The organism is Kutzneria sp. CA-103260 (genome assembly GCF_018263855.1).
Taxonomy (GTDB): domain Bacteria; phylum Actinomycetota; class Actinomycetes; order Mycobacteriales; family Pseudonocardiaceae; genus Kutzneria.
Map to the genome: position 1 here is coordinate 9420147 of NZ_CP073318.1, position 24581 is coordinate 9444727.

At 67.8% G+C, this 24581-nt stretch carries 27 protein-coding genes; 24 read left to right on the top strand and 3 right to left on the bottom strand.

Annotated features, from left to right (window positions below):
* Nucleotides 1–295 precede the first annotated feature (295 nt).
* From JJ691_RS41975 to JJ691_RS41985, 3 genes are all read left to right on the top strand, one after another.
* Nucleotides 296–1015, top strand: a complete 720-nt coding sequence (locus tag JJ691_RS41975; protein ID WP_211765003.1) for a hypothetical protein — start codon at nucleotides 296–298, stop codon at nucleotides 1013–1015.
* A gap of 226 nt (nucleotides 1016–1241) precedes the next feature.
* The gene (gene rpoB, locus JJ691_RS41980) at nucleotides 1242–4721 is read left to right on the top strand and encodes a DNA-directed RNA polymerase subunit beta (RefSeq protein ID WP_211765004.1); all 3480 of its coding nucleotides are present in this window, start codon (nucleotides 1242–1244) and stop codon (nucleotides 4719–4721) included.
* 96 nt (nucleotides 4722–4817) lie between these two features.
* Nucleotides 4818–8717: a DNA-directed RNA polymerase subunit beta' gene (locus tag JJ691_RS41985; RefSeq protein WP_211765005.1), complete on the top strand. Its 3900-nt coding sequence runs from the start codon at nucleotides 4818–4820 to the stop codon at nucleotides 8715–8717.
* 107 nt (nucleotides 8718–8824) lie between these two features.
* Here the strand turns inward: JJ691_RS41985 and JJ691_RS41990 are convergent, their stop codons facing one another.
* The 3 genes from JJ691_RS41990 to JJ691_RS42000 are packed head-to-tail and all read right to left on the bottom strand — an operon-like array spanning nucleotide 8825 to nucleotide 11438.
* Nucleotides 8825–10072 carry a WXG100 family type VII secretion target gene (locus tag JJ691_RS41990; RefSeq protein ID WP_211765006.1) on the bottom strand — a complete coding sequence of 416 codons (1248 nt, stop codon included), beginning with the start codon at nucleotides 10070–10072 and terminating at the stop codon, nucleotides 8825–8827.
* A complete protein-coding gene (locus JJ691_RS41995) occupies nucleotides 10069–10902 on the bottom strand; it encodes a WXG100 family type VII secretion target (RefSeq protein ID WP_211765007.1) in 834 nt (277 codons plus the stop codon). Before JJ691_RS41995 ends, JJ691_RS41990 begins: the two co-directional genes overlap by 4 nt.
* Nucleotides 10902–11438 (bottom strand): YbaB/EbfC family nucleoid-associated protein, encoded by a 537-nt coding sequence (locus JJ691_RS42000; RefSeq protein WP_211765008.1) that lies wholly within the window; start codon nucleotides 11436–11438, stop codon nucleotides 10902–10904. The genes JJ691_RS41995 and JJ691_RS42000 overlap by 1 nt, the downstream gene beginning before the upstream one ends.
* 482 nt (nucleotides 11439–11920) lie before the next feature.
* Here JJ691_RS42000 and rpsL point away from each other — a divergent pair, with 482 nt between their 5' ends.
* The 21 genes from rpsL (at nucleotide 11921) to rplF (ending at nucleotide 24581) form a co-directional block, all read left to right on the top strand.
* Nucleotides 11921–12295, top strand: a complete 375-nt coding sequence (gene rpsL, locus JJ691_RS42005; protein WP_025361387.1) for a 30S ribosomal protein S12 — start codon at nucleotides 11921–11923, stop codon at nucleotides 12293–12295.
* Nucleotides 12295–12765, top strand: coding sequence for a 30S ribosomal protein S7 (rpsG, locus tag JJ691_RS42010; protein ID WP_211765009.1), 471 nt, complete (start codon nucleotides 12295–12297; stop codon nucleotides 12763–12765). The genes rpsL and rpsG overlap by 1 nt, the downstream gene beginning before the upstream one ends.
* An 87-nt stretch (nucleotides 12766–12852) precedes the next feature.
* Complete coding sequence (gene fusA / locus JJ691_RS42015) at nucleotides 12853–14952, top strand: elongation factor G (RefSeq protein ID WP_211765010.1); 2100 nt, start codon at nucleotides 12853–12855, stop codon at nucleotides 14950–14952.
* A gap of 135 nt (nucleotides 14953–15087) precedes the next feature.
* Nucleotides 15088–16281, top strand: a complete 1194-nt coding sequence (gene tuf, locus JJ691_RS42020) for an elongation factor Tu (protein ID WP_211765011.1) — start codon at nucleotides 15088–15090, stop codon at nucleotides 16279–16281.
* A 406-nt stretch (nucleotides 16282–16687) separates the two neighbouring features.
* Complete coding sequence (gene rpsJ, locus JJ691_RS42025; protein ID WP_003938093.1) at nucleotides 16688–16993, top strand: 30S ribosomal protein S10; 306 nt, start codon at nucleotides 16688–16690, stop codon at nucleotides 16991–16993.
* Between the two features lie 28 nt (nucleotides 16994–17021).
* Nucleotides 17022–17672: a 50S ribosomal protein L3 gene (gene rplC, locus JJ691_RS42030; protein ID WP_211765012.1), complete on the top strand. Its 651-nt coding sequence runs from the start codon at nucleotides 17022–17024 to the stop codon at nucleotides 17670–17672.
* Between the two features lies 1 nt (nucleotide 17673).
* Nucleotides 17674–18354, top strand: a complete 681-nt coding sequence (gene rplD / locus JJ691_RS42035) for a 50S ribosomal protein L4 (RefSeq protein ID WP_211765013.1) — start codon at nucleotides 17674–17676, stop codon at nucleotides 18352–18354.
* 3 nt (nucleotides 18355–18357) lie between these two features.
* Nucleotides 18358–18657: a 50S ribosomal protein L23 gene (gene rplW / locus JJ691_RS42040; RefSeq protein WP_043721514.1), complete on the top strand. Its 300-nt coding sequence runs from the start codon at nucleotides 18358–18360 to the stop codon at nucleotides 18655–18657.
* Between the two features lie 23 nt (nucleotides 18658–18680).
* A complete protein-coding gene (gene rplB, locus JJ691_RS42045; RefSeq protein ID WP_043721517.1) occupies nucleotides 18681–19514 on the top strand; it encodes a 50S ribosomal protein L2 in 834 nt (277 codons plus the stop codon).
* 19 nt (nucleotides 19515–19533) lie between these two features.
* Nucleotides 19534–19815, top strand: coding sequence for a 30S ribosomal protein S19 (rpsS, locus tag JJ691_RS42050; protein WP_033384221.1), 282 nt, complete (start codon nucleotides 19534–19536; stop codon nucleotides 19813–19815).
* Nucleotides 19816–19847: 32 nt separating this feature from the next.
* Nucleotides 19848–20261: a 50S ribosomal protein L22 gene (gene rplV / locus JJ691_RS42055; protein WP_211765014.1), complete on the top strand. Its 414-nt coding sequence runs from the start codon at nucleotides 19848–19850 to the stop codon at nucleotides 20259–20261.
* Nucleotides 20261–21103 (top strand): 30S ribosomal protein S3, encoded by an 843-nt coding sequence (gene rpsC, locus JJ691_RS42060; RefSeq protein ID WP_211765015.1) that lies wholly within the window; start codon nucleotides 20261–20263, stop codon nucleotides 21101–21103. Before rplV ends, rpsC begins: the two co-directional genes overlap by 1 nt.
* A 3-nt stretch (nucleotides 21104–21106) precedes the next feature.
* On the top strand, nucleotides 21107–21526 hold the full coding sequence (gene rplP, locus JJ691_RS42065; RefSeq protein ID WP_043721520.1) for a 50S ribosomal protein L16: 420 nt from the start codon (nucleotides 21107–21109) through the stop codon (nucleotides 21524–21526).
* Nucleotides 21526–21774, top strand: a complete 249-nt coding sequence (gene rpmC / locus JJ691_RS42070) for a 50S ribosomal protein L29 (RefSeq protein ID WP_116172408.1) — start codon at nucleotides 21526–21528, stop codon at nucleotides 21772–21774. The genes rplP and rpmC overlap by 1 nt, the downstream gene beginning before the upstream one ends.
* Nucleotides 21771–22049 (top strand): 30S ribosomal protein S17, encoded by a 279-nt coding sequence (rpsQ, locus tag JJ691_RS42075; protein ID WP_211765016.1) that lies wholly within the window; start codon nucleotides 21771–21773, stop codon nucleotides 22047–22049. The genes rpmC and rpsQ overlap by 4 nt, the downstream gene beginning before the upstream one ends.
* A 62-nt stretch (nucleotides 22050–22111) precedes the next feature.
* Complete coding sequence (rplN, locus tag JJ691_RS42080) at nucleotides 22112–22480, top strand: 50S ribosomal protein L14 (RefSeq protein WP_116172410.1); 369 nt, start codon at nucleotides 22112–22114, stop codon at nucleotides 22478–22480.
* Complete coding sequence (gene rplX / locus JJ691_RS42085; RefSeq protein ID WP_184864452.1) at nucleotides 22480–22794, top strand: 50S ribosomal protein L24; 315 nt, start codon at nucleotides 22480–22482, stop codon at nucleotides 22792–22794. The genes rplN and rplX overlap by 1 nt, the downstream gene beginning before the upstream one ends.
* A 2-nt stretch (nucleotides 22795–22796) precedes the next feature.
* Nucleotides 22797–23360 carry a 50S ribosomal protein L5 gene (gene rplE / locus JJ691_RS42090; RefSeq protein ID WP_116172412.1) on the top strand — a complete coding sequence of 188 codons (564 nt, stop codon included), beginning with the start codon at nucleotides 22797–22799 and terminating at the stop codon, nucleotides 23358–23360.
* Nucleotides 23361–23364: 4 nt separating this feature from the next.
* The gene (locus tag JJ691_RS42095; RefSeq protein ID WP_043721535.1) at nucleotides 23365–23550 is read left to right on the top strand and encodes a type Z 30S ribosomal protein S14; all 186 of its coding nucleotides are present in this window, start codon (nucleotides 23365–23367) and stop codon (nucleotides 23548–23550) included.
* A gap of 76 nt (nucleotides 23551–23626) precedes the next feature.
* Nucleotides 23627–24025, top strand: a complete 399-nt coding sequence (rpsH, locus tag JJ691_RS42100; protein WP_211765017.1) for a 30S ribosomal protein S8 — start codon at nucleotides 23627–23629, stop codon at nucleotides 24023–24025.
* Between the two features lie 16 nt (nucleotides 24026–24041).
* Nucleotides 24042–24581 carry a 50S ribosomal protein L6 gene (rplF, locus tag JJ691_RS42105; RefSeq protein ID WP_116172414.1) on the top strand — a complete coding sequence of 180 codons (540 nt, stop codon included), beginning with the start codon at nucleotides 24042–24044 and terminating at the stop codon, nucleotides 24579–24581.

Sequence of the window (24581 nt, forward strand, 5' to 3'; positions counted from 1 at the left end):
CGTTCGACCGGGCAGCCGAGTTCGAGCATGCACGCCCGCACCTCGTCCCGCTCCGCCTTGCTCACCATCCACGTTCCCCTTCTCCGGGACCGCCGCGCACACACCCCCTTTCCGATCCGAAGCTAGCCCCGCACCCCGACAATTCGCCCTCCCGGCCAAGGAAACCCGGCGTTCGACCCGAACTTCTGACCCGTTTTTGGGACAAATCCGCAGCTCACGGTGGTTGGAGCGAGCCAAGAAAAGATTGGGGATCCATACGGGGTCGAGCGGCGGCTTCCAGCGCCAGGCTTGTCCCATGACCGACATCTCGCCCACGAAGACCATCGCGGTGCTCGGCGTGCGCCCCACCGAGCGCACCGCGGCACTGCGCATCCTGGCGGCCGGGCTCGCAGCCGCGGGACTGCGCCCGGTCCCGGTGCCGGACGACCCGGTGCTTGCCGACCCGGGCCCCGGCGCCGCGACGGCGGGCCGGAGCCCGACCGTGGCCCAGCTCCGCCGGGCGGACTGGGTGACCGCGTTCGACACCGTGCTGGGGGCGTGCGACCGCGAGCGGCACGCCCGCACGCGGGTGGCGACGGGCGTGCTGCTGGTGAGCGGGGCCGCCCTGCGGGCGCTGGCGCGCTACCGGGTCGGCCTGACGCTGCGCCGCGAGGACTGCGACGCGTCGATCCGCGGCTGGCTGGAGGGCCCGGCGGCGGGCGCGGCGGCCGGCTACGCGGCGGTGCTGCACGTGCGCCCGGCCGCCCCGGCCGGGTACGGGGAGCGGCTGTACGACCGGGCGCTGAGGGAGGTGCTCGACCGGCTCGCGGTACCCCCGCAGCGGATCTTCACCACCCCCTTTGGGAGTGATGTTCGCCACACTGTTTCGGCGGTGGTGGGTCTGGCGACTCGCCAGGGTGTGCCAACCTCTATCGAGTGTGATCATCCGTCGGCTCGATCGTCGTCGCTGGTCAGCGCCGTCCAGGCGGGTGGAATTGGTGTCCGCCACTGGAGTGATCGGCCGGTGACACCTTGACTGCGAGGCTGGGCGGGGTCACTCTGTCGGTGAGCACCGCCGTGGGCCTTCCAGGGACCCCTCGACAGTCGCCATTCTCCGGGCTAGACTGCCCCTTTGCGCTGCCCTCTGTCCGTATGCCCTTCGCCGAGAGCACGGGATTCGGGGAGCCACGCACCCTTGACAGACGCGTTAGTCCCTGCTGACGCGGCTGCCGCCAGTACATCAGTCCCTGGAAGGACGCATCTTGGCAGTCTCCCGCGCGACCAAGGCCACTGCTGCGACCAACTCCACCGGAATTCCCGGAGCACCCCGGCGTGTCTCGTTCGCGAAGATCCGCGAGCCGCTGGCCGCTCCCAACCTCCTCGAACTTCAGACTCACTCGTTCGAGTGGCTCACCGGCAATGAGGCGTGGTTCCAGCGCCGGGTGGACGCCGGTGACGAGGCGCCGACCGGTGGTCTCGAAGAGGTCCTCAACGAGATCTCCCCGATCGAGGACTTCTCGGGCTCCATGTCGTTGTCCTTCTCCGACCCGCGCTTCGACGAGGTCAAGGCCTCCGTCGAGGACTGCAAGGACAAGGACATGACGTACGCGGCCCCGCTGTTCGTCACCGCGGAGTTCACCAACCACACCACCGGCGAGATCAAGAGCCAGACGGTGTTCATGGGTGACTTCCCGATGATGACGGACAAGGGCACGTTCATCATCAACGGCACCGAGCGGGTGGTGGTCTCCCAGCTCGTGCGTTCGCCCGGCGTCTACTACGACACCGCGATCGACAAGACGACCGACAAGGACGTCTTCAACGTCAAGATCATCCCGAGCCGGGGCGCCTGGCTGGAGTTCGACGTCGACAAGCGCGACACCGTCGGCGTGCGCATCGACCGCAAGCGCCGCCAGCCGGTCACCGTGCTGCTCAAGGCCCTCGGCTGGACCACGGAGCAGATCCGCGAGCGGTTCCACTTCAGCGAGACGCTGCTGGCCACGCTGGAGAAGGACCACACCGCCGGGCCGGACGAGGCGCTGCTGGACATCTACCGCAAGCTGCGCCCGGGCGAGCCGCCGACCAAGGAGAGCGCGCAGGCGCTGCTGGAGAACCTGTTCTTCAAGGAGAAGCGCTACGACCTGGCCAAGGTCGGCCGGTACAAGGTCAACAAGAAGCTGGGCCTGGACTTCCCGGTGTCCACCGGCGTGCTGACCGAGGACGACATCGTCACCACGATCGAGTACCTGGTGCGCCTGCACGCGGGCGAGACCGAGATGACGGTCAACGAGACCACGGTGCCGGTCGAGGTCGACGACATCGACCACTTCGGCAACCGCCGCCTGCGCACCGTCGGCGAGCTGATCCAGAACCAGATCCGGGTCGGCCTGTCCCGCATGGAGCGGGTCGTGCGCGAGCGCATGACCACCCAGGACGTCGAGGCGATCACGCCGCAGACCCTGATCAACATCCGGCCGGTGGTGGCCGCGATCAAGGAGTTCTTCGGCACCTCGCAGCTGTCGCAGTTCATGGACCAGACCAACCCGCTGGCCGGTCTGACCCACAAGCGCCGGCTGTCCGCGCTCGGCCCGGGCGGTATCTCCCGTGAGCGCGCCAGCATGGACGTGCGCGACGTGCACCCGTCCCACTACGGCCGGATGTGCCCGATCGAGACGCCGGAAGGCCCGAACATCGGCCTGATCGGCTCGCTGTCCTCGTTCGCGCGGGTCAACCCGTTCGGCTTCATCGAGTCCCCGTACCGCAAGGTCGTCGACGGCCGGGTCACCGACCAGATCGACTACCTGACCGCGGACGAGGAGGACCGCTACGTCAAGGCGCAGGCCAACACGCCGATCGACGACGACGGCAACTTCCTCGAGCCCCGCGTGATGGTGCGACGCAAGGGCGGTGAGACCGACCTCGCCGACGTGTCCGACGTCGACTACATGGACGTCTCGCCGCGCCAGATGGTGTCGGTCGCGACCGCGATGGTGCCGTTCCTGGAGCACGACGACGCCAACCGCGCGCTGATGGGCGCCAACATGCAGCGCCAGGCGGTGCCGCTGCTGCGCAGCGAGTCCCCGCTGGTCGGCACCGGCATGGAGCTGCGCGCCGCGGTGGACGCGGGCGACGTGGTGATCGCCAAGAAGTCCGGCGTGGTCGAGGAGCTGTCGGCCGACTTCATCACGGTGATGGCCGACGACGGCAGCCGCCAGACCTACGCGATGCACAAGTTCCGCCGGTCCAACCAGGGCACCTGCATCAACCAGAAGCCCATCGTGAACGAGGGCGACCGGGTTGAGCACGGCCAGGTCATCGCCGACGGCCCGTGCACCCAGAACGGCGAGATGGCGCTGGGCAAGAACCTGCTCGTCGCGATCATGCCGTGGGAGGGGCACAACTACGAGGACGCGATCATCCTGAGCCAGCGCCTGGTGCAGGACGACGTGCTCACCTCGATCCACATCGAAGAGCACGAGATCGACGCCCGCGACACCAAGCTCGGCGCCGAGGAGATCACCCGGGACATCCCGAACGTCTCCGAGGAGGTCCTGGCCGACCTCGACGAGCGCGGCATCATCCGGATCGGCGCCGAGGTCCGCGACGGCGACATCCTGGTCGGCAAGGTCACGCCCAAGGGCGAGACCGAGCTGACCCCGGAGGAGCGGCTGCTGCGCGCGATCTTCGGTGAGAAGGCCCGCGAGGTCCGCGACACCTCGCTGAAGGTGCCGCACGGCGAGACCGGCAAGGTCATCGGCATCCGGGTGTTCAGCCGGGAGGACGACGACGAGCTGCCCCCGGGCGTGAACGAGCTGGTCCGCGTCTACGTTGCCCAGAAGCGCCGGATCCAGGACGGCGACAAGCTCGCCGGCCGCCACGGCAACAAGGGCGTCATCGGCAAGATCCTGCCGGTCGAGGACATGCCGTTCATGCCGGACGGCACGCCGGTCGACATCGTGCTGAACACCCACGGTGTGCCCCGCCGTATGAACATCGGCCAGGTGCTGGAGACCCACCTCGGGTGGATCGCCAAGCAGGGCTGGAGCATCGACGGCGAGCCGGACTGGGCGTCCAAGCTGCCCGAGGAGCTGTTCCACGTGCCGCCGAACACGAACACCGCCACGCCGGTGTTCGACGGCGCCCGCGAGGACGAGATCATCGGCCTGCTCGGGTCGACGACCCCGAACCGCGACGGCGAGCGCATGGTCGGCCAGAACGGCAAGGCCACGCTGCTCGACGGTCGCAGCGGCGAGCCGTACCCGTTCCCGGTCGCGGTCGGCTACATGTACATCCTCAAGCTGCTCCACCTGGTCGACGACAAGATCCACGCCCGGTCGACCGGCCCGTACTCGATGATCACGCAGCAGCCGCTGGGTGGTAAGGCGCAGTTCGGTGGCCAGCGCTTCGGTGAGATGGAGTGCTGGGCCATGCAGGCCTACGGCGCCGCCTACACCCTGCAGGAGCTGCTCACCATCAAGTCCGACGACAAGTTGGGCCGCGTCAAGGTGTACGAGGCCATCGTCAAGGGCCAGAACGTCCCCGAGCCCGGGGTGCCGGAGTCGTTCAAGGTGCTGCTCAAGGAGCTGCAGTCCCTCTGCCTCAACGTGGAGGTGCTCTCCAGCGACGGCGCCGCGATCGAGATGCGCGACGGCGACGACGAGGACCTGGAGAGGGCGGCCGCCAACCTCGGCATCAACCTCTCCCGGAACGAGTCGCCGTCCGTCGACGACGTCGTCAACTAACTGACCTCGCCGCGCTGACTGCGGAGCTCCCCGAAAGCCCGCAGTCAGCGCACGTACCCCAGGCAGCAAATCAACCCGAAGGGGAGAAGAGCCGACGTGCTCGACGTCAACTTCTTCGATGAGCTCCGCATCGGCCTCGCCACGGCCGACGACATCCGCCAGTGGTCCTACGGCGAGGTCAAGAAGCCCGAGACCATCAACTACCGCACCCTCAAGCCCGAGAAGGACGGACTCTTCTGCGAGAAGATCTTCGGTCCGACCCGGGACTGGGAGTGCTACTGCGGCAAGTACAAGCGCGTCCGCTTCAAGGGCATCATCTGTGAGCGCTGCGGCGTCGAGGTGACCCGCGCCGAGGTGCGCCGCGAGCGGATGGGCCACATCGAACTGGCCGCACCCGTCACCCACATCTGGTACTTCAAGGGCGTCCCCAGCCGGTTGGGCTACCTGCTCGACCTGGCCCCCAAGGACCTCGAGAAGATCATCTACTTCGCCGCCTACGTGATCACCGCGGTGAACACCGAGCTGCGCCACAACGACCTGCCCACGCTCGAGAGCGAGATGCAGGTCGAGCGCAAGCGCGTGGAGAACCGCCGCGACGCCGACGTCGAGGCCCGGGCCCAGAAGCTCGAGGCCGACCTGGCCGAGCTCGAGGCCGAGGGCGCCAAGAGCGACGTGCGCCGCAAGGTCAAGGAGGGCGGCGAGCGGGAGATGCGCCAGCTCCGCGACCGGGCCCAGCGTGAGCTGGACCGGCTCGACGAGATCTGGAGCACCTTCACCAAGCTCGACATCAAGCAGCTGATCGCCGACGAGCTGCTCTACCGCGAGCTGATCGACCGCTACGGCGACTACTTCACCGGCTCGATGGGCGCCGAGTCCATCCAGCAGCTGGCCAAGGACTTCGACGTCGACGCCGAGGCCGACATCCTGCGGGAGACCATCCGCAGCGGCAAGGGCCAGAAGAAGCTGCGCGCGCTCAAGCGGCTCAAGGTCGTGGCGGCGTTCCAGCAGACCCGCAACTCGCCCATGGGCATGGTGCTCGACTGCATCCCGGTGATCCCGCCGGACCTGCGGCCGATGGTCCAGCTCGACGGTGGCCGGTTCGCCACCTCCGACCTGAACGACCTGTACCGCCGGGTGATCAACCGCAACAACCGGTTGAAGCGACTGATCGACCTCGGCGCGCCCGAGATCATCGTCAACAACGAGAAGCGGATGCTGCAGGAGGCCGTCGACGCGCTGTTCGACAACGGCCGCCGCGGCCGGCCGGTCACCGGCCCGGGCAACCGCCCGCTCAAGTCGCTGTCCGACCTGCTCAAGGGCAAGCAGGGCCGGTTCCGCCAGAACCTGCTCGGCAAGCGCGTCGACTACTCCGGCCGTTCGGTCATCGTGGTCGGCCCGCAGCTCAAGCTGCACCAGTGCGGTCTGCCCAAGGCGATGGCCCTGGAGCTGTTCAAGCCGTTCGTGATGAAGCGGCTGGTCGACCTCAACCACGCGCAGAACATCAAGTCGGCCAAGCGCATGGTGGAGCGGGCCCGGCCGGCCGTGTGGGACGTGCTGGAAGAGGTCATCACCGAGCACCCGGTGATGCTCAACCGCGCGCCCACGCTGCACCGCCTCGGCATCCAGGCCTTCGAGCCGCAGCTGGTCGAGGGCAAGGCCATCCAGCTGCACCCGCTGGTCTGTGAGGCCTTCAACGCCGACTTCGACGGCGACCAGATGGCGGTGCACCTGCCGCTGTCGGCCGAGGCCCAGGCCGAGGCCCGGATCCTGATGCTGTCCAGCAACAACATCCTCTCGCCCGCCTCCGGGCGGCCGCTGGCGATGCCGCGTCTGGACATGGTCACGGGTCTGTTCCACCTGACCCGGATCAAGCCGGAGGCCGAGGGCGCGGGCCGCGCCTTCTCCTCGGTGGCCGAGGCGATCATGGCGTTCGACCGCAAGGTGATCGGGCTGCAGGCGCCGATCAAGGTGCGGCTCAACGACCAGGTGCCGCCGCGGGGCCAGGAGCCCGAGGAGTGGGAGCCCGGCCAGCCGTGGCTGGCCGAGACCACCCTGGGCCGGGTGCTGTTCAACGAGCTGCTGCCGGCGGACTACCCGTTCATGAACGAGGAGATGCCGAAGAAGCGGCAGGGTGAGATCGTCAACGACCTCGCCGAGCGGTACCCGATGGTCACCGTGGCGCGGACGCTGGACAAGCTCAAGGACGCCGGCTTCTACTGGGCCACCCGCTCGGGTGTCACGGTCGCCATCTCCGACGTGCTCGTGCCCGAGGAGAAGAAGGCCATCCTCAACGAGTACGAGGGCAAGGCCGAGGCCGTGGAGAAGCGCTACCAGCGTGGTCAGCTCTCCCACGCCGAGCGCAACAACGAGCTGGTCAAGGTGTGGCAGTCGGCGACCGACGAGGTCGCCAAGCTGATGGAGACCGCGTTCCCCGAGGACAACTCCATCCGGGTCATCGTCAAGTCCGGCGCGGCCGGCAACATGACGCAGGTCCGGTCGCTGGCCGGCATGCGTGGTCTGGTGACCAACCCGAAGGGTGAGTACATCCCGCGGCCGATCAAGAACTCGTTCCGCGAGGGCCTGTCGGTTCTGGAGTACTTCATCGCCACGCACGGCGCCCGCAAGGGTCTGGCCGACACCGCGCTGAAGACCGCCGACTCGGGTTACCTGACCCGTCGTCTGGTGGACGTCTCGCAGGACGTGATCATCCGTGAGATCGACTGCGGCACCAACCGCGGCGTCACGATGACCGTCGGCGAGAAGGTCGGCGACAAGGTCGTGATGCACGAGTACGCGCGCACCAGCGTGTACGCGCGCTCGCTGGCCGAGGACATCACCGACGCGGACGGCAACGTGGTGCTCAACCGCGGCGCCGACCTGGGCGACCCCGCCCTGGACACGCTGATCCGGGTGGGCACCATCCGGGTCAAGGTCCGCTCGGTGCTGACCTGTGAGTCGGCCGTCGGTGTGTGCGCCAGCTGCTACGGCCGCTCGATGGCCACCGGCAAGCTGGTGGACGTCGGCGAGGCGGTGGGCATCGTGGCCGCCCAGTCGATCGGTGAGCCGGGCACCCAGCTGACCATGCGTACCTTCCACCAGGGTGGCGCCACCGGCGCGGACGACATCACCCAGGGTCTGCCGCGTGTCCAGGAGCTCTTCGAGGCCCGCGTGCCCAAGGGCAAGGCACCGATCGCCGACGTCGACGGCCGCGTGCGGATCGAGGACGGCGACCGGTTCTGGAAGATCACCCTGGTGCCGGACGACGGCAGCGAGGAGATCATCTTCGACAAGCTGTCCAAGCGTCAGCGCCTGGCGATCACCCCGGACGGCCCGCTGCAGGACGGCGACCACGTGTCCGTCGGCCAGCAGCTGCTGGAGGGCACCCCGGACCCGCACGAGGTGCTGCGCGTGATGGGTCCCCGCGAGGCCCAGCTGCACCTGGTCAACGAGGTGCAGAAGGTGTACCGGTCGCAGGGTGTGTCCATCCACGACAAGCACATCGAGGTGATCGTGCGGCAGATGCTCCGCCGCGTGATCATCATCGACTCGGGCGCCACGGAGTTCCTGCCGGGCGCGCCGATCGAGCGCAGCGAGTTCGAGCAGTCGAACCGCCGCGTGGTGGCCGAGGGCGGCGAGCCGGCCTCGGGTCGTCCGGTGCTGATGGGTATCACCAAGGCCTCGCTGGCGACGGAGTCGTGGCTCTCGGCGGCCTCCTTCCAGGAGACCACCCGGGTGCTCACCGACGCCGCCATCAACGGCAAGAGCGACAAGCTCATCGGCCTGAAGGAGAACGTCATCATCGGTAAGTTGATCCCGGCTGGCACGGGCATCAACCGCTACCGCAACATCCAGGTGCAGCCGACGGAGGAGGCGCGGGCCGCGGCCTACGCGATCCCGTCCTACGACGACGGCTACTACACGCCGGACGTCTTCGGCACCGGCACGGGTGCGGCGGTTCCGCTGGACGACTACGACTTCGGTCGCGACTACCGTTGAGTGCGTAGTTAGCTGAAACGGAAGGGCCGGGATGCGCGAGCATCCCGGCCCTTCCGTCTTTCGCGAGTCACGCTCAGCGGCACACCGAATGTAGGTTTCCGGCAGCCTCAGTAGAGCGGGCGGTGCTCGGCGGCCTCGCGCTCGTAGTTGGACTTGCCGCTGCCCACGGTCAGCTTGTCGTCGATGTCCTGACTGGACTGTTCGGGCTCGGGCAGGTTCTCCATGGTGTCCTTGACCTTGCCGTACAGCTCCTTGGCCCCGTCCTTGACCTCGCCCTTCCAGTCGAATCCCTCGTCGTCGGAGTCACCCGACGACCCGGCCTCGGCGGCCTTCTCGCTGCTGCCGAAGACCTTCTTGGCGGTGCCGGTGATGTGGTCCCAGTCCTCGCAGAGCTGACCGACGTCGTCGACCAGGCCCTTGCCGTCGCGGGCGACGACGTGCTCGCCGATGCGACCGACGGTGGTGCCGGCCTCGTTGACCCGGGAGCCGACCTTGCCGACGTTCGAGCCGATCTCGGTCACCTTGTCGCCGGCCTTGCCGATGCCCTTGCCGACGAGCTTGCCCACCTTGCCGGCGCCCTCGGCCATGTCCTCGCCGATCTTGGTGAGCTTGCCGCCCATCGACTGGATCTTCGCGGCGAACTTCTTCAGCAGCTCCGCGATCTTGCGGATCATCTGCATGATCTTCTCGATCAGCTTGCCGACCTTTTCGATCAGCTTGCCGACCTTGGTGACCTCGGTCCCGGCCTTGCCGACGGCGACGCCGGCCTCGGTGACGGTGGCCGCGGTGGCGGCCGCGTCCGACAGACCGAAGGTGAAGATCGTGCCGGCCAGCCCGACGGCCCAGGTGATCAGCATCTGCTCCACGAAGTCGGCCAGGATGCCGATGATGATGTCCTTGGCCGCCTGCATCATCGACGCGCTGGCCTTGAGCAGCTGCACGATGTAGCCGGCCAGGGTGGCGGTGCCGTGGATGCCGTCCAGGAACTGGGCCATTTCCTGGTGGGCCGTGTCGGACGCGTCACCCTTCCAGTTGGCGAGGCCGGTGGTCAGCTCGTCGTGCAGCTGCTGGCCGAGCTGGTCGATGTCGGCCGAGAGCTGCGAATAGGAGTCGGCGGCCGCGTTGAGCGCGTCCGGGCTGCCGGTGACCAGCTCCAGGGCCTCCTTGACCGGCTCGATGTAGTCGATGACAAAGCCGAGGCCCTTGCTGATCAGGGTGTTCAGCGGGTCGCCGCCGCCGGAGTCGTCGGCCTCCGAGGAGTACTGCTCGATCTCGGTGACGGTGGCGTGCACGTCGGTGCCGGTGCCGTAGATCTCGTCGAGCACGGCGGTCTGGCGGATGGGCAGCGTGGTCATGCCTGCTCCTCGGCGGTGTCCGGGAGCAGCGTGCCGCTCATGTGCTCGTAAGAGGGATCTTTCAGAGCCACCTTGGCGTGGCCGGCGGCGTCGGTCTGGGCGTGCACGTCGACGTGCTCGGTGTGCCCGTCGGCCTGCTGGATGTCGCCCTTGACCTCGACGGCCTCCTGGGCGTCGCCGGTCACCTCGACCGTGACGGGTCCGCCGCCCTCGACCTCGACGGTGATCTGGCCGTGCAGGCTGGACTGGCTCGGGTCGACCGGCTTCAGGGGCTGCCGCGGCGGCAGGCCGCCGTGCTCGACCGGCGGGTACGACGGAGTCCCGCCGGTCTTGGGGCCGGTGCCGACCGGGCCGCCGGCCACGGGCCCGCCGGCACTGGCCGGGCCCCGGCTGTCGCCGCCGTGCAGGTCGGGGATCTCGGGGGCGCGGCCGCGCGGGCCGCCGCCGTCGACCGGCGTGCCCTGGCGCGGGCCGCCGGAGCTGCCCGGGTCGACCTCGCCGGTGCCGTTCTTGCCCTGGTCGCCGCCGGCGTCCTCGATCTCCTTCTTGTGCCGCTCGTCGGTCTCCCGGTACAGATCCGCGGTGTTGGAAATGCGCTGCCCGGCGTTGTCCAGCCCGGTGGTCATCGTGGACAGATGCTCGGTGAGCTGGTTCTGCAAATCCACGTACTTGCCGTGGGTCGTCAATTCACCGAGCAGTCCCCAAGAGCGGGACGGAACCTGCGCGGCGGTGGCCCTTCCGTGCAGCGACTCGGCCTGGCCGGACATCGACGACACGCGCTTGCCGCATTGGGCCAGTTCGTCGGTGACGACGCTGAATCCCTCGCCCATCAGAACGAGTCCTCCGAGCCGAAGCGGAACTCCTCGTCGTCATCGGACCGCGGGGGCCGGGCCGGCGCGGCCGGCCGCGGCGCCGGCGCGGCGTGTTGCGGCTGGACTGGGGGCTGGACCTGGGGCTCGGGGTGTGGCGGGGCGTCGTGCCAGGCGTCGGCCGGCGGCTGCGGCGGGTTGGCCAGCTCTTCCTGCACCTTGTTCACCCGGGCGGCGATGTCGGTGCGGTCACCGGCGTAGCGCTGCACGATCTCGGCCTGCTGCCGGGCGGCCTTGGCCACGGCCTGCTGGAACGTGGTGGTGACGAGCCGGGACAGGGCCTGCGCGGACATGCCCATCGCGGACGGGCTGATGGTGATCGACCGGACCGCGCCGGCCGGGCCGGCGACCACGGTGACCCCGCCGTCCCGCGACGTCTCCGTCGTTTCGATCGCGACGATCTCCTGCTGCATCAGCGTGAAGCGGTCGACGTCGTTTTCCGCCTGTGCGACATTGCGCTGAAACGCCGCCAGGCGCGCGGCGGTGTCCTGATTCATACCCCGGTTCTCCCCATGTCGACGACCCTCTGATAACACTTACCGCATCGACGTGGTCACCGTGCGCGAAATGCCCCGGAACGGGGTCGAACACGCGGTCGACTATGCTGACCGCGATGAATGCCCGCGGGGTCGCCGAGCCGACATCCCGATCTTGAGGCAAGTGCGACACGCCACGCGCGACACGCGTGTCCGGTGCGTACCCGACCCCCGTTTTGACCCTCGGGGCACGGGGAAGGTATCTTTGTTATCCGTGCCCGACCCATGTCGGGCCGCTCCGCGTGCCTGTGGATGGCAGTCTCTGGCTGCGTCGACCTCAGGGCGACGGAAGTCCTCCGGAAACCGTTGGGACAGCTAGTTGGTCTCTCGCGGGTCCCGTGAGCGGGCGACACGCCCGACCTCGGGGGACGGAGGGGCCAAGTACACAGAGTCCACGGCGCCCGCGAGGACGCCAAGACGCGAACGGAAGAAGCAGCCGGTCTATGCCCACGATCCAGCAGCTGGTCCGCAAGGGCCGCCAGGACAAGGTCGCGAAGACCAAGACCGCGGCTCTCAAGGGGAGCCCGCAGCGGCGCGGCGTGTGCACCCGCGTCTACACCACTACGCCCAAGAAGCCGAACTCGGCGCTGCGCAAGGTCGCCCGCGTGAAGCTGACCAGCGGCATCGAGGTCACGGCCTACATCCCGGGTGAGGGCCACAACCTGCAGGAGCACTCGATGGTGCTCGTCCGCGGTGGCCGTGTTAAGGACCTGCCGGGTGTGCGCTACAAGATCATCCGCGGCTCGCTGGACACGCAGGGCGTCAAGAACCGCAAGCAGGCTCGCAGCCGCTACGGCGCGAAGAAGGAGAAGAGCTGATGCCCCGCAAGGGCCCGGCCCCGAAGCGGCCGCTGATCTCTGACCCGGTCTACAGCTCCCCGCTGGTGACTCAGCTCATCAACAAGGTGCTGGTGGACGGCAAGCGCTCGGTCGCCGAGTCGATCGTCTACAAGGCGCTCGAGGGCGCCCGCGAGAAGACCGGCACCGACCCGGTCGTCACGCTCAAGCGCGCGCTGGACAACGTGAAGCCGGCCATCGAGGTGAAGAGCCGCCGCGTCGGTGGCGCCACCTACCAGGTGCCGATCGAGGTCAAGCCCGGTCGCTCCACCACCCTGGCGCTGCGCTGGCTGATCACCTTCTCCCGGCAGCGCCGTGAGAAGACCATGGTCGAGCGCCTGATGAACGAGCTGCTGGACGCCAGCAACGGCCTGGGCGCCAGCGTCAAGCGCCGTGAGGACACCCACAAGATGGCCGAGTCCAACAAGGCCTTCGCGCACTACCGCTGGTGATTCGGGCGCGGCCGGCCTTGAGCCGGCCGCAACGGATCGGCGCCACCCGCACCGACCACAGCCGCACGAACAGCAAGGAAGACACCCGTGGCACAGGAAGTGCTCACTGACCTGGCCAAGGTCCGCAACATCGGGATCATGGCCCACATCGACGCGGGAAAGACCACCACCACCGAGCGGATCCTGTTCTACACCGGGATCAACTACAAGATCGGTGAGGTCCACGACGGCGCGGCGACGATGGACTGGATGGAGGAGGAGCAGAAGCGCGGCATCACCATCACGTCCGCCGCGACCACCTGCTTCTGGAACGACCACCAGATCAACATCATCGACACGCCGGGGCACGTCGACTTCACCGTCGAGGTCGAGCGCTCGCTGCGGGTCCTTGACGGCGCCGTGGCCGTCTTCGACGGCAAGGAGGGCGTCGAGCCCCAGTCCGAGCAGGTCTGGCGGCAGGCGACCAAGTACGACGTCCCGCGCATCTGCTTCGTCAACAAGATGGACAAGCTGGGCGCCGACTTCTACTTCACCGTGCGCACCATCCAGGAGCGCCTGGGCGCCAAGCCGCTGCCCATCCAGCTGCCGATCGGCGCCGAGAACGACTTCACCGGCGTCGTCGACCTGGTGCAGATGCGCGCGCTGACCTGGCACGGCGAGGTCCAGAAGGGCGACGACTACACCGTCGAGGAGATCCCGGCCGACCTGGCCGAGAAGGCCGCGGAGTACCGCGAGGCGCTGATCGAGGCCGTCGCCGAGACCGACGACGAGCTGATGGAGCGCTACCTCGGTGGCGAGGAGCTGACGGTCGAGGAGATCAAGCGGGGCATCCGCAAGATCGTGACCGACCGCATCGCCTACCCGGTGCTGTGTGGCTCGGCGTTCAAGAACAAGGGCGTGCAGCCCATGCTCGACGCCGTCATCGACTACCTGCCGTCCCCGCTGGACGTGCCGCCGGTCGAGGGCACGCTGCAGGACGGCGAGACGCCGGCCTCCCGCAAGCCGTCGGCGGACGAGCCGTTCTCGGCGCTCGCGTTCAAGATCGCCGCGCACCCGTTCTTCGGCAAGCTGACCTACATCCGGGTCTACTCGGGCAAGCTCAACGCCGGCTCCCAGGTCATCAACTCGACCAAGGACCGCAAGGAGCGCATCGGCAAGCTCTTCCAGATGCACTCCAACAAGGAGAACCCGGTCGAGGTCGCGAGCGCTGGTCACATCTACGCGGCCATCGGTCTGAAGGACACCACGACCGGTGACACCCTGTGCGACCCGCAGAACCCGATCGTCCTGGAGTCGATGACCTTCCCGGACCCGGTCATCTCGGTGGCCATCGAGCCGAAGACGAAGGCCGACCAGGAGAAGCTGGGCACCGCGATCCAGAAGCTGGCCGAGGAGGACCCCACCTTCCAGGTCAAGCTGGACGAGGAGACCGGCCAGACGATCATCGCCGGCATGGGCGAGCTGCACCTCGAGGTGCTCGTCAACCGGATGAAGTCCGACTACAAGGTCGAGGCGAACATCGGTAAGCCCCAGGTGGCCTACCGGGAGACCATCCGCCGCAAGGTGGAGAAGTACTCCTACACGCACAAGAAGCAGACCGGCGGTTCCGGCCAGTTCGCGAAGGTGCTCATCGACGTCGAGCCGCTGGAGAGCACCGACGGCGCGCTCTACGAGTTCGACAACAAGGTCACGGGTGGCCGCATCCCGCGGGAGTACATCCCCTCGGTCGACGCCGGCGCCCAGGACGCGATGCAGTACGGCGTGTTGGCCGGCTACCCGCTGGTCGGCATCAAGGTGACGCTGCTGGACGGTGCCTACCACGAGGTCGACTCCTCCGAAATGGCCTTCAAGATCGCCGGCTCGATGGCGCTCAAGGAAGCCGCTCGGAAGGCCGACCCGGTGCTGTTGGAACCGGTGATGGCTGTCGAGGTGACCACGCCCGAGGACTACATGGGCGACGTCATCGGCGACTTGAACTCCCGCCGTGGTCAGATCCAGGCGATGGAGGAGCGCAGTGGGGCCCGTGTCGTGAAGGCGCTGGTGCCGCTGTCGGAGATGTTCGGGTATGTCGGCGACCTGCGGTCCAAGACCCAGGGTCGGGCGAACTACACGATGCTGTTCGACTCCTACGCCGAGGTTCCGACCAACGTGGCGAAGGAAATCATCGCGAAGGCGACCGGGGAGTAGTCAGCCCCGCGAGTCTTCACCGGTTGCCCGGGAGTCGATCCCGGGCCACCGACCAACCGACCCTGACGTAACCGCCGGCCCGACCAACCACACAACGGTCCGGCGGAAGCAACACAAGTCCAGGAGGACAATCCAGTGGCGAAGGCGAAGTTCGAGCGGACCAAGCCGCACGTCAACATCGGCACCATCGGTCACGTCGACCACGGCAAGACCACGCTGACGGCGGCGATCACCAAGGTTCTGGCCGACAAGTACCCGGACCTGAACGCCGCGTTCGCGTTCGACCAGATCGACAAGGCGCCGGAAGAGAAGCAGCGCGGCATCACGATCAACATCTCGCACGTCGAGTACCAGACCGAGAAGCGTCACTACGCGCACGTCGACGCCCCCGGCCACGCGGACTACATCAAGAACATGATCACCGGTGCCGCCCAGATGGACGGCGCGATCCTGGTGGTCGCCGCGACCGACGGCCCGATGCCGCAGACCCGCGAGCACGTGCTGCTGGCTCGTCAGGTCGGCGTGCCCTACATCGTGGTGGCGCTGAACAAGGCCGACATGGTGGACGACGAGGAGATCCTGGAGCTGGTCGAGCTCGAGGTCCGCGAGCTGCTCTCGGACCAGGAGTTCCCCGGCGACGACGCCCCGGTCGTGCGCGTGTCCGGCCTGAAGGCCCTCGAGGGCGACGAGAAGTGGGCCCAGTCGGTGCTGGAGCTCATGGACGCCGTGGACGAGAACGTCCCGGAGCCGGTCCGTGAGACCGACAAGCCGTTCCTCATGCCGGTCGAGGACGTCTTCACCATCACCGGTCGTGGCACCGTCGTCACCGGCCGCATCGAGCGCGGCGTGGTCAAGGTGAACGAGGAGGTGGAGGTCGTGGGCATTCGTGAGAAGGGCTTCAAGACGACCTGCACCAGCATCGAGATGTTCAAGAAGTTCCTCGACGAGGGTCGCGCCGGTGACAACGCCGCGCTGCTGCTGCGCGGTGTCAAGCGCGAGGACGTCGAGCGCGGCATGGTTGTGATCAAGCCGGGCACCACCACGGTGCACACGGAGTTCGAGGGCAACGTCTACATCCTGTCCAAGGACGAGGGCGGCCGCCACACGCCGTTCTTCAACAACTACCGCCCGCAGTTCTACTTCCGCACCACCGACGTGACCGGCGTCGTGACCCTCCCCGAGGGCACCGAGATGGTCATGCCGGGCGACACCACGCACATGAGCGTCAAGCTGATCCAGCCGATCGCCATGGACGAGGGCCTGCGGTTCGCCATCCGCGAGGGTGGCCGCACCGTCGGCGCCGGCACCGTCGAGAAGATCATCAAGTAATTTCCGGTGAGGGCCAGGTGACATTCATTTGTTACCTGGCCCTCACTTTGCCGGCCCCGATTTGGTCGTCGCACGCACGTGTGGCATCCTTAACGGGTTGCTCGTTGCAGAGGCGGCTGGCTCGTTCGCGTACCAGCCGCCCTGCTGCGAGAAGCCGGCACCACGGGCCGCAACGGCCTGGGTGTAAGGGTCTGACCGGACCCCACCTACGGGAAGCACGACCTCCAGTAGGGCTGGTGTGCGCGTCGGAGCTGTGTCACTGAAAAGGCGACACGCCCGACCGCGTGGACCGGAGGGCCCCGGCACCTGATGACATTTGACTCGTGAATAGGGGAGCGGCACTGCTGGGCCCCGGCCCGTCACGAGTCAGCCCGCAGCGGTACGAGAAGAGGAACGGCAAGCCATCATGGCGGGACAAAAGATCCGCATTCGGCTCAAGGCCTACGACCACGAGGCGATCGACGCGTCCGCGCGCAAGATCGTCGAGACCGTGACGCGCACCGGCGCTCGGGTCGTCGGGCCGGTGCCGCTGCCGACCGAGAAGAACGTCTACTGCGTCATCCGCTCGCCGCACAAGTACAAGGACTCGCGCGAGCACTTCGAGATGCGCACGCACAAGCGCCTGATCGACATCCTTGACCCGACGCCGAAGACGGTGGACGCGCTCATGCGCATCGACCTGCCGGCCAGCGTCGACGTCAACATCCAGTAAGCGCGCGGCGGCGGAGAGTAACGAACTCATGTCTGACAAGCAGATCAAGGGGATCCTGGGCACCAAGCTCGGCATGACCCAGGTCTTCGACGACAAGAACCGGGTTGTGCCGGTCACGGTCGTCAAGGCCGGGCCCAATGTCGTCACCCAGATCCGGACCGACGAGAAGGACGGCTACACCGCCGTCCAGCTGGCCTTCGGCGCCATCGACCCGCGCAAGGTGAACAAGCCGCGCGCCGGGCACTTCGCCAAGGCCGGTGTGACGCCGCGTCGCCACATCGCCGAGCTGCGCACCACCGACGCCGACAGCTACGAGGTCGGCCAGGAGATCACCGCCGAGGTGTTCCCGGCGGGCTCCGTCGTCGACGTGGTCGGCACCAGCAAGGGCAAGGGCTACGCCGGTGTCATGAAGCGCCACGGCTTCAAGGGCTTGGGCGCCGGCCACGGCGTGCAGCGCAAGCACCGCTCGCCCGGCTCCATCGGTGGCTGCGCCACCCCGGGCCGTGTGTTCAAGGGTGTGCGCATGGCCGGCCGGATGGGCCACGCCCGCGTCACCACCCAGAACCTGACCGTGCACCAGGTGGAGGCCGAGTCCGGCCTGCTGCTCATCAAGGGCGCCATCCCCGGCCCCAAGGGCGGCCTGGTGTTCGTCAAGACGGCCGCGAAGGGCGGTGCCTGAGATGACCTCGCTGGACATTCGCAACGCCTCGGGTGAGGCCGCCGGCAGCGTCGAGCTGCCCGCGGAGATCTTCGACGTGCAGGCGAACATCCCGCTGATGCACCAGGTCGTCGTGGCCCAGCTGGCCGCGGCCCGCCAGGGCACGCACGCCACCAAGACCCGCGGCGACGTCCGCGGCGGTGGCAAGAAGCCGTACCGCCAGAAGGGCACCGGCCGCGCCCGCCAGGGTTCGACCCGGTCGCCGCAGTTCGCCGGCGGTGGCACCGCGCACGGCCCGCAGCCGCGGGACTACTCGCAGCGGACGCCCAAGAAGATGAAGGCCGCCGCGCTGCGTGGCGCCCTGTCCGACCGGGCTCGCGCCGGCCGGTTGCACGTGGTCAGCTCCCTGGTCGAGGGCGACAAGCCGTCGACCAAGTCGGCTCGGGTGGCGCTCGCCGCCATCACCGAGGCGCGCCGCACGCTGGTCGTGATGGGCCGCTTCGAGGAGCAGGTCTGGCTGAGCGTGCGCAACCTGGCCAACGTGCACCCGATCGCGCCGGACCAGCTGAACACCTACGACGTGCTGGTCAACGACGACATCGTGTTCACCAAGGACGCGTACGAGCTGTTCATCGCCGGCCCGGCCAAGGGTCGTTCGGTCAAGGCCACGGCCCGCTCCTCCGAGCTGACCGAGGAGGTCTGACGAATGATCCCCGACCACAGGGACATCCTGCTCGCGCCGGTGATCTCCGAGAAGAGCTACGGCCTTCTCGAGGAGAACAAGTACACCTTCCTGGTGGCCCCGGACGCCAACAAGACGCAGATCAAGATCGCGGTCGAGAAGGTCTTCGGCGTCAAGGTCCTGAGCGTCAACACGATCAACCGCCAGGGCAAGCGGAAGCGGACCCGGTCCGGCTTCGGCAAGCGCAAGGACACGAAGCGCGCGATCGTCACCCTCTCCGCGGAGAGCAAGGCGATCGAGATCTTCGGCGGCCCGACCGCCTGATGACTGAGGACTGCTGATCTGACATGGGCATTCGCAAGTACAAGCCGACGACGCCAGGCCGTCGCGGTGCGAGCGTGTCCGACTTCGCCGAGATCACTCGGTCGACGCCGGAGAAGTCGCTCGTGCGTCCGCTGCACGGCCGTGGCGGTCGCAACGCGCACGGCAAGATCACCACTCGGCACAAGGGCGGCGGTCACAAGCGGGCTTACCGCCTGATCGACTTCCGTCGGGCCGACAAGGACGGCGTGCCGGCCAAGGTCGCGCACATCGAGTACGACCCCAACCGCACCGCGCGCATCGCGCTGCTGCACTACGCGGACGGCGAGAAGCGCTACATCATCGCGCCGAACCGCCTGTCGCAGGGCGACACCATCGAGAACGGGCCGCGCGCGGACATCAAGCCGGGCAACAACCTCCCGCTGCGCAACATCCCGGTCGGCACCGTGGTGCACGCGATCGAGCTCCGCCCCGGTGGCGGCGCGAAGATCGCCCGCTCCGCCGGCGCCAAGGTGCAGCTGGTGGCCAAGGACGGCCCGTACGCCCAGCTGCGGATGCCCTCGGGCGAGATCCGCAACGTGGACGTGCGCTGCCGCGCCACGGTCGGCGAGGTCGGCAACTCCGAGCACGCCAACATCAACTGGGGCAAGGCCGGCCGCATGCGCTGGAAGGGCCGCAAGCCCACGGTGCGTGGTGTCGCCATGAACCCGGTCGACCACCCGCACGGTGGTGGTGAGGGCAAGACCTCCGGTGGTCGCCACCCGGTGAACCCGGCTGGTAAGCCCGAAGGCCGTACCCGCCGCCGCAAGGCAAGCGACCAGCTCATCGTCCGGCGTCGTCGCACCGGTAAGAAGCGCTGAGCAGGAAGGGAGTGAAGGAATGCCACGCAGCCTGAAGAAGGGCCCCTTCGTTGACGACCACCTGCTCAAGAAGGTGGACGCCCTCAACGAGTCGGGCAAGAAGACCGTGATCAAGACCTGGTCCCGCCGGTCGACGATCATCCCCGACATGCTGGGGCACACCATCGCGGTGCACGACGGCCGCAAGCACGTTCCGGTGTTCGTCAGCGAGGCCATGGTCGGTCACAAGCTGGGCGAGTTCGCGCCCACTCGGACCTTCAAGGGTCACATCAAGGACGACCGGAAGTCGCGCCGCCGCTGAGCGGGCTGGACAGGAGCAAGGGGTAACAAGCAATGGCTGACAACGCGACCGGCGCGGAGGAGCTGCCGCGCGCCGTGGCGCGGGCCCGCTACGTCCGCCTGACCGCCATGAAGGCACGCCGAGTGGTCGACCTCATCCGTGGCCGCAACGCCACGGAGGCCCTGGCCGTCCTTCAGTTCGCGCCGCAGGCCGCCAGCGAGCCGGTGTCCAAGGTGCTCGCCAGCGCCATGGCCAACGCCGAGAACAACCTCAGCCTCGACCGCGACACCCTGTGGGTGTCCAGCGCGTACGTGGACGAGGGTCCGACGTTGAAGCGGTTCCGTCCGCGCGCGCAGGGCCGGGCCTACCGGATCCGCAAGCGGACGAGCCACATCACGATCGAGGTCGAGTCCCGTCCGGTCGAGAAGAAGGCCGGCAAGTCTCGAGCCAAGAAGGGGGCCCAGTAGTGGGTCAGAAGATCAACCCGCACGGCTTCCGCCTTGGTATCACCACCGACTGGAAGTCCCGCTGGTACGCCGACAAGCAGTACGCGGAGTACGTCGCGGAGGACGTGAAGATCCGCAAGATGCTCAGCAAGGGCATGGAGCGGGCCGGCATCTCCAAGGTGGAGATCGAGCGCACCCGGGACCGGGTCCGCGTCGACATCCACACCGCCCGTCCGGGCATCGTCATCGGCCGCCGCGGCGCCGAGGCCGACCGCATCCGCGGCGAGCTGGAGAAGCTGACCGCCAAGCAGGTCCAGCTGAACATCCTCGAGGTCAAGAGCCCCGAGTCGGACGCGCAGCTGGTGGCCCAGGTGACCGCCGAGCAGCTGTCCAACCGCGTGTCGTTCCGGCGCGCGATGCGCAAGGCCATGCAGTCGGCCATGCGCTCGCCGCAGGTCAAGGGCATCCGGATCCAGTGCGGCGGTCGTCTCGGCGGCGCCGAGATGTCCCGCTCGGAGTTCTACCGCGAGGGTCGCGTCCCGCTGCACACGCTGCGCGCGGACATCGACTACGGCTTCTTCGAGGCCCGCACCACCTTCGGCCGCATCGGCGTGAAGGTGTGGATCTACAAGGGTGACGTGGTCGGCGGCTTCCGCTCCCGCGACACCGCGGCCCCGGCCGGCAACGACCGCCCGCAGCAGCGGCGCGAGCGTCCGAACCGAGCCCGTCGTTCCGGCTCGGCCGGCACCACCGCGACGAGCACCGAGGCCGGCCGCGCGGCCGCCGAGGCGAACGCCGCGACCGCGACCGCGACCGAGGCTCCGGCCGTCGAGGCCGCCAGCACTGGCAATGGGGAGGGCTGAGTAGTGCTCATCCCGCGTAGGGTCAAGCACCGCAAGCAGCACCACCCGAAGCGGAGTGGTGCGGCCAAGGGTGGCACCCGTGTCACCTTCGGCGAGTTCGGCATCCAGGCGCTGGAGCCGGCCTACGTCACCAACCGGCAGATCGAGTCCGCTCGTATCGCCATCAACCGGCACATCCGTCGTGGCGGCAAGGTCTGGATCAACATCTTCCCGGACCGCCCCCTGACGAAGAAGCCGGCGGAAACCCGCATGGGTTCCGGTAAGGGCTCGCCCGAGTACTGGGTGGCCAACGTCAAGCCCGGCCGGGTGCTCTTCGAGATGAGCTACCCGAACGAGACGGTCGCTCGGGAGGCGCTTCGCCGCGCCATCCACAAGCTGCCGCTGAAGTGCCGGATCGTCACGCGTGAGGGTGGTGACTTCTGATGGCAGCGGGTACCAACGCCGCAGAGCTGCGTGAGCTCACGGACGAGGAGCTCGTGCTTCGCCTTCGGGAGTCCAAGGAGGAGCTGTTCAACCTCCGGTTCCAGATGGCCACGGGTCAGCTGGACAACAACCGCCGGCTGCGCACGGTCCGTCACGACATCGCCCGCGTCTACACCGTGATGCGGGAGCGGGAGCTCGGTCTTTCCGTGTCGCCCGATGACGTTACGACTGGTGAGGGTGCGGCATGAGCGAGACCAACGAGACGACCGAGAAGCGCAACGACCGCAAGGTCCGCGAGGGCCTGGTTGTGTCCAACAAGATGGAGAAGACGATCGTCGTCTCCCTTGAGGACCGCAAGAAGCACCCGCTGTACGGCAAGGTGCTGCGGACCACGACCAAGGTCAAGGCGCACGACGAGGAGAACGTGGCCGGCATCGGCGACCGCGTCCTGCTGATGGAGACCCGTCCGCTGTCGGCCACCAAGCGCTGGCGGCTGGTCGAGGTCCTCGAGAAGGCCAAGTAACAACAAGACCGAGCCTGTCAGGTCGGAAATCTGGCAGGCCATCGATGGTCAGGGAGCTGTAAGTGATTCAGCAGGAGTCGCGACTGCGGGTCGCCGACAACACCGGTGCGAAGGAGATCCTTTGCATCCGGGTGCTCGGCGGTTCCTCGCGTCGCTACGCGGGCATCGGCGACATCATCGTCGCCACGGTGAAGGACGCCATCCCCGGCGCCGGTGTGAAGAAGGGCGACGTGGTCAAGGCCGTCGTCGTGCGCACCGTCAAGGAGCGGCGCCGTCCGGACGGCTCGTACATCCGGTTCGACGAGAACGCCGCCGTGCTCATCAAGCCCGACAACGAGCCGCGGGGCACCCGCATCTTCGGCCCGGTCGGCCGCGAGCTGCGTGACAAGAAGTTCATGAAGATCATCTCGCTCGCGCCGGAGGTGTTGTGATGAAGGTGCGCAAGGGCGACACGGTCGTGGTCATCGCGGGCAAGGACAAGGGCGCCAAGGGCAAGGTCATCCAGGCCTACCCGGAGCAGAACCGCGTGCTGGTCGAGGGCGTGAACCGGATCAAGAAGCACACCCGGATCACCCAGACCCAGCGCGGGGCCCAGTCCGGCGGCATCGTGACCCAGGAGGCGCCGATCCACGTGAGCAACGTGATGGTCGTCGACTCCGACGGCAAGCCGGCCCGCGTCGGCTACCGCACGAACGACGACGGTCGGCGCGTTCGCGTCTCCCGCCGCAACGGTAAGGACATCTGATCATGACCACTACTGAGAAGGTCCTGCCGCGGCTGAAGACCCGGTACCGCAGCGAGATCGTCGCGGCGCTCCAGGAGCAGTTCACCTACGACAACGTGATGCAGATCCCGGGTGTCGTGAAGGTCGTCGTGAACATGGGCGTCGGCGACGCCGCCCGTGACGGCAAGCTGATCGAGGGCGCGGTCCGCGACCTGGCCACGATCACCGGCCAGCGTCCCGAGGTCCGCAAGGCCCGCAAGTCCATCGCCCAGTTCAAGCTGCGCGAGGGCATGCCGATCGGCGCGCGGGTGACCCTGCGCGGCGACCGCATGTGGGAGTTCCTGGACCGCCTGCTCACCATCGCGCTGCCCCGTATCCGTGACTTCCGCGGCCTGTCGGGCAAGCAGTTCGACGGCAACGGCAACTACACGTTCGGGCTGAACGAGCAGTCGATGTTCCACGAGATCGACCCCGACTCGATCGACCGTCCCCGTGGCATGGACATCACCGTCGTGACCACGGCCACCAACGACGACGAGGGTCGGGCGCTGCTCAAGCACCTCGGCTTCCCGTTCAAGGAGAACTGAGCCGATGGCCAAGAAGGCGCTGATCAACAAGGCGGCCGGCAAGCAGAAGTTCGCCGTCCGCGCCTACACCCGCTGCCAGAAGTGCGGCCGTCCGCACGCCGTGTTCCGCAAGTTCGGCCTGTGCCGGATCTGCCTGCGCCAGATGGCGCACCGCGGCGAGCTGCCCGGCGTGCACAAGTCCAGCTGGTAAGGCGTCGAAACCCCGCACCACCCCCATTTCGCCCCAGGCCCGAGGGAACCAGGGCGAGAAAGGTTGACAGGTCACCATGACGATGACCGACCCGATCGCAGACATGTTGACGCGTCTGCGAAACGCAAACTCGGCATACCACGACGAGGTCGTGATGCCGCACTCGAAGCTCAAGGCGAACATCGCCGAGATCCTCAAGCGCGAGGGCTACATCGCCGGCTACCGCGACCAGCCGGGCGAGAACTGCAAGAACCTCGTCGTCGAGCTGAAGTACGGCCCGAACCGTGAGCGGAGCATCGCCGGTGTCCGGCGTGTCTCCAAGCCGGGCCTGCGGGTCTACGCGAAGTCGACCAACCTGCCCAAGGTGCTCGGTGGGCTGGGTGTCGCCATCATCTCCACCTCCGGCGGTCTGGTGACCGACCGGCAGGCGGGCAAGCAGGGTGTGGGCGGGGAAGTCCTCGCCTACGTGTGGTGAGGAAGGGGGACTGACGATGTCGCGCATTGGAAGGCTGCCCATCACCGTCCCCTCCGGGGTCGACGTGAACATCGACGGCCAGGTGGTGAACGTGAAGGGCCCGAAGGGCGCCCTTTCGCACACCGTGGCCGAGCCGATCGCCGTGGAGCGGGCCGAGGACGGCACGCTGCAGGTGACCCGGCCCGACGACGAGCGCCTCTCGCGCTCGCTGCACGGCCTGTCCCGCACGCTGATCAACAACCTGATCATCGGCGTGACGCAGGGCTACGAGAAGAAGATGGAGATCACCGGCGTCGGCTACCGCGTGCAGCTCAAGGGCTCTGACCTTGAGTTCGCGCTGGGCTACAGCCACGCGGTCCCGGTGAAGGCGCCGCAGGGCATCACCTTCGTGGTGGAGACCCCGACCAAGTTCTCCGTCCAGGGCATCGACAAGCAGTTGGTCGGCGAGGTCGCCGCCAACATCCGCAAGCTGCGCAAGCCCGACCCGTACAAGGGCAAGGGCGTGCGGTACGCGGGCGAGAAGATCCGCCGCAAGGTCGGGAAGACGGGTAAGTGA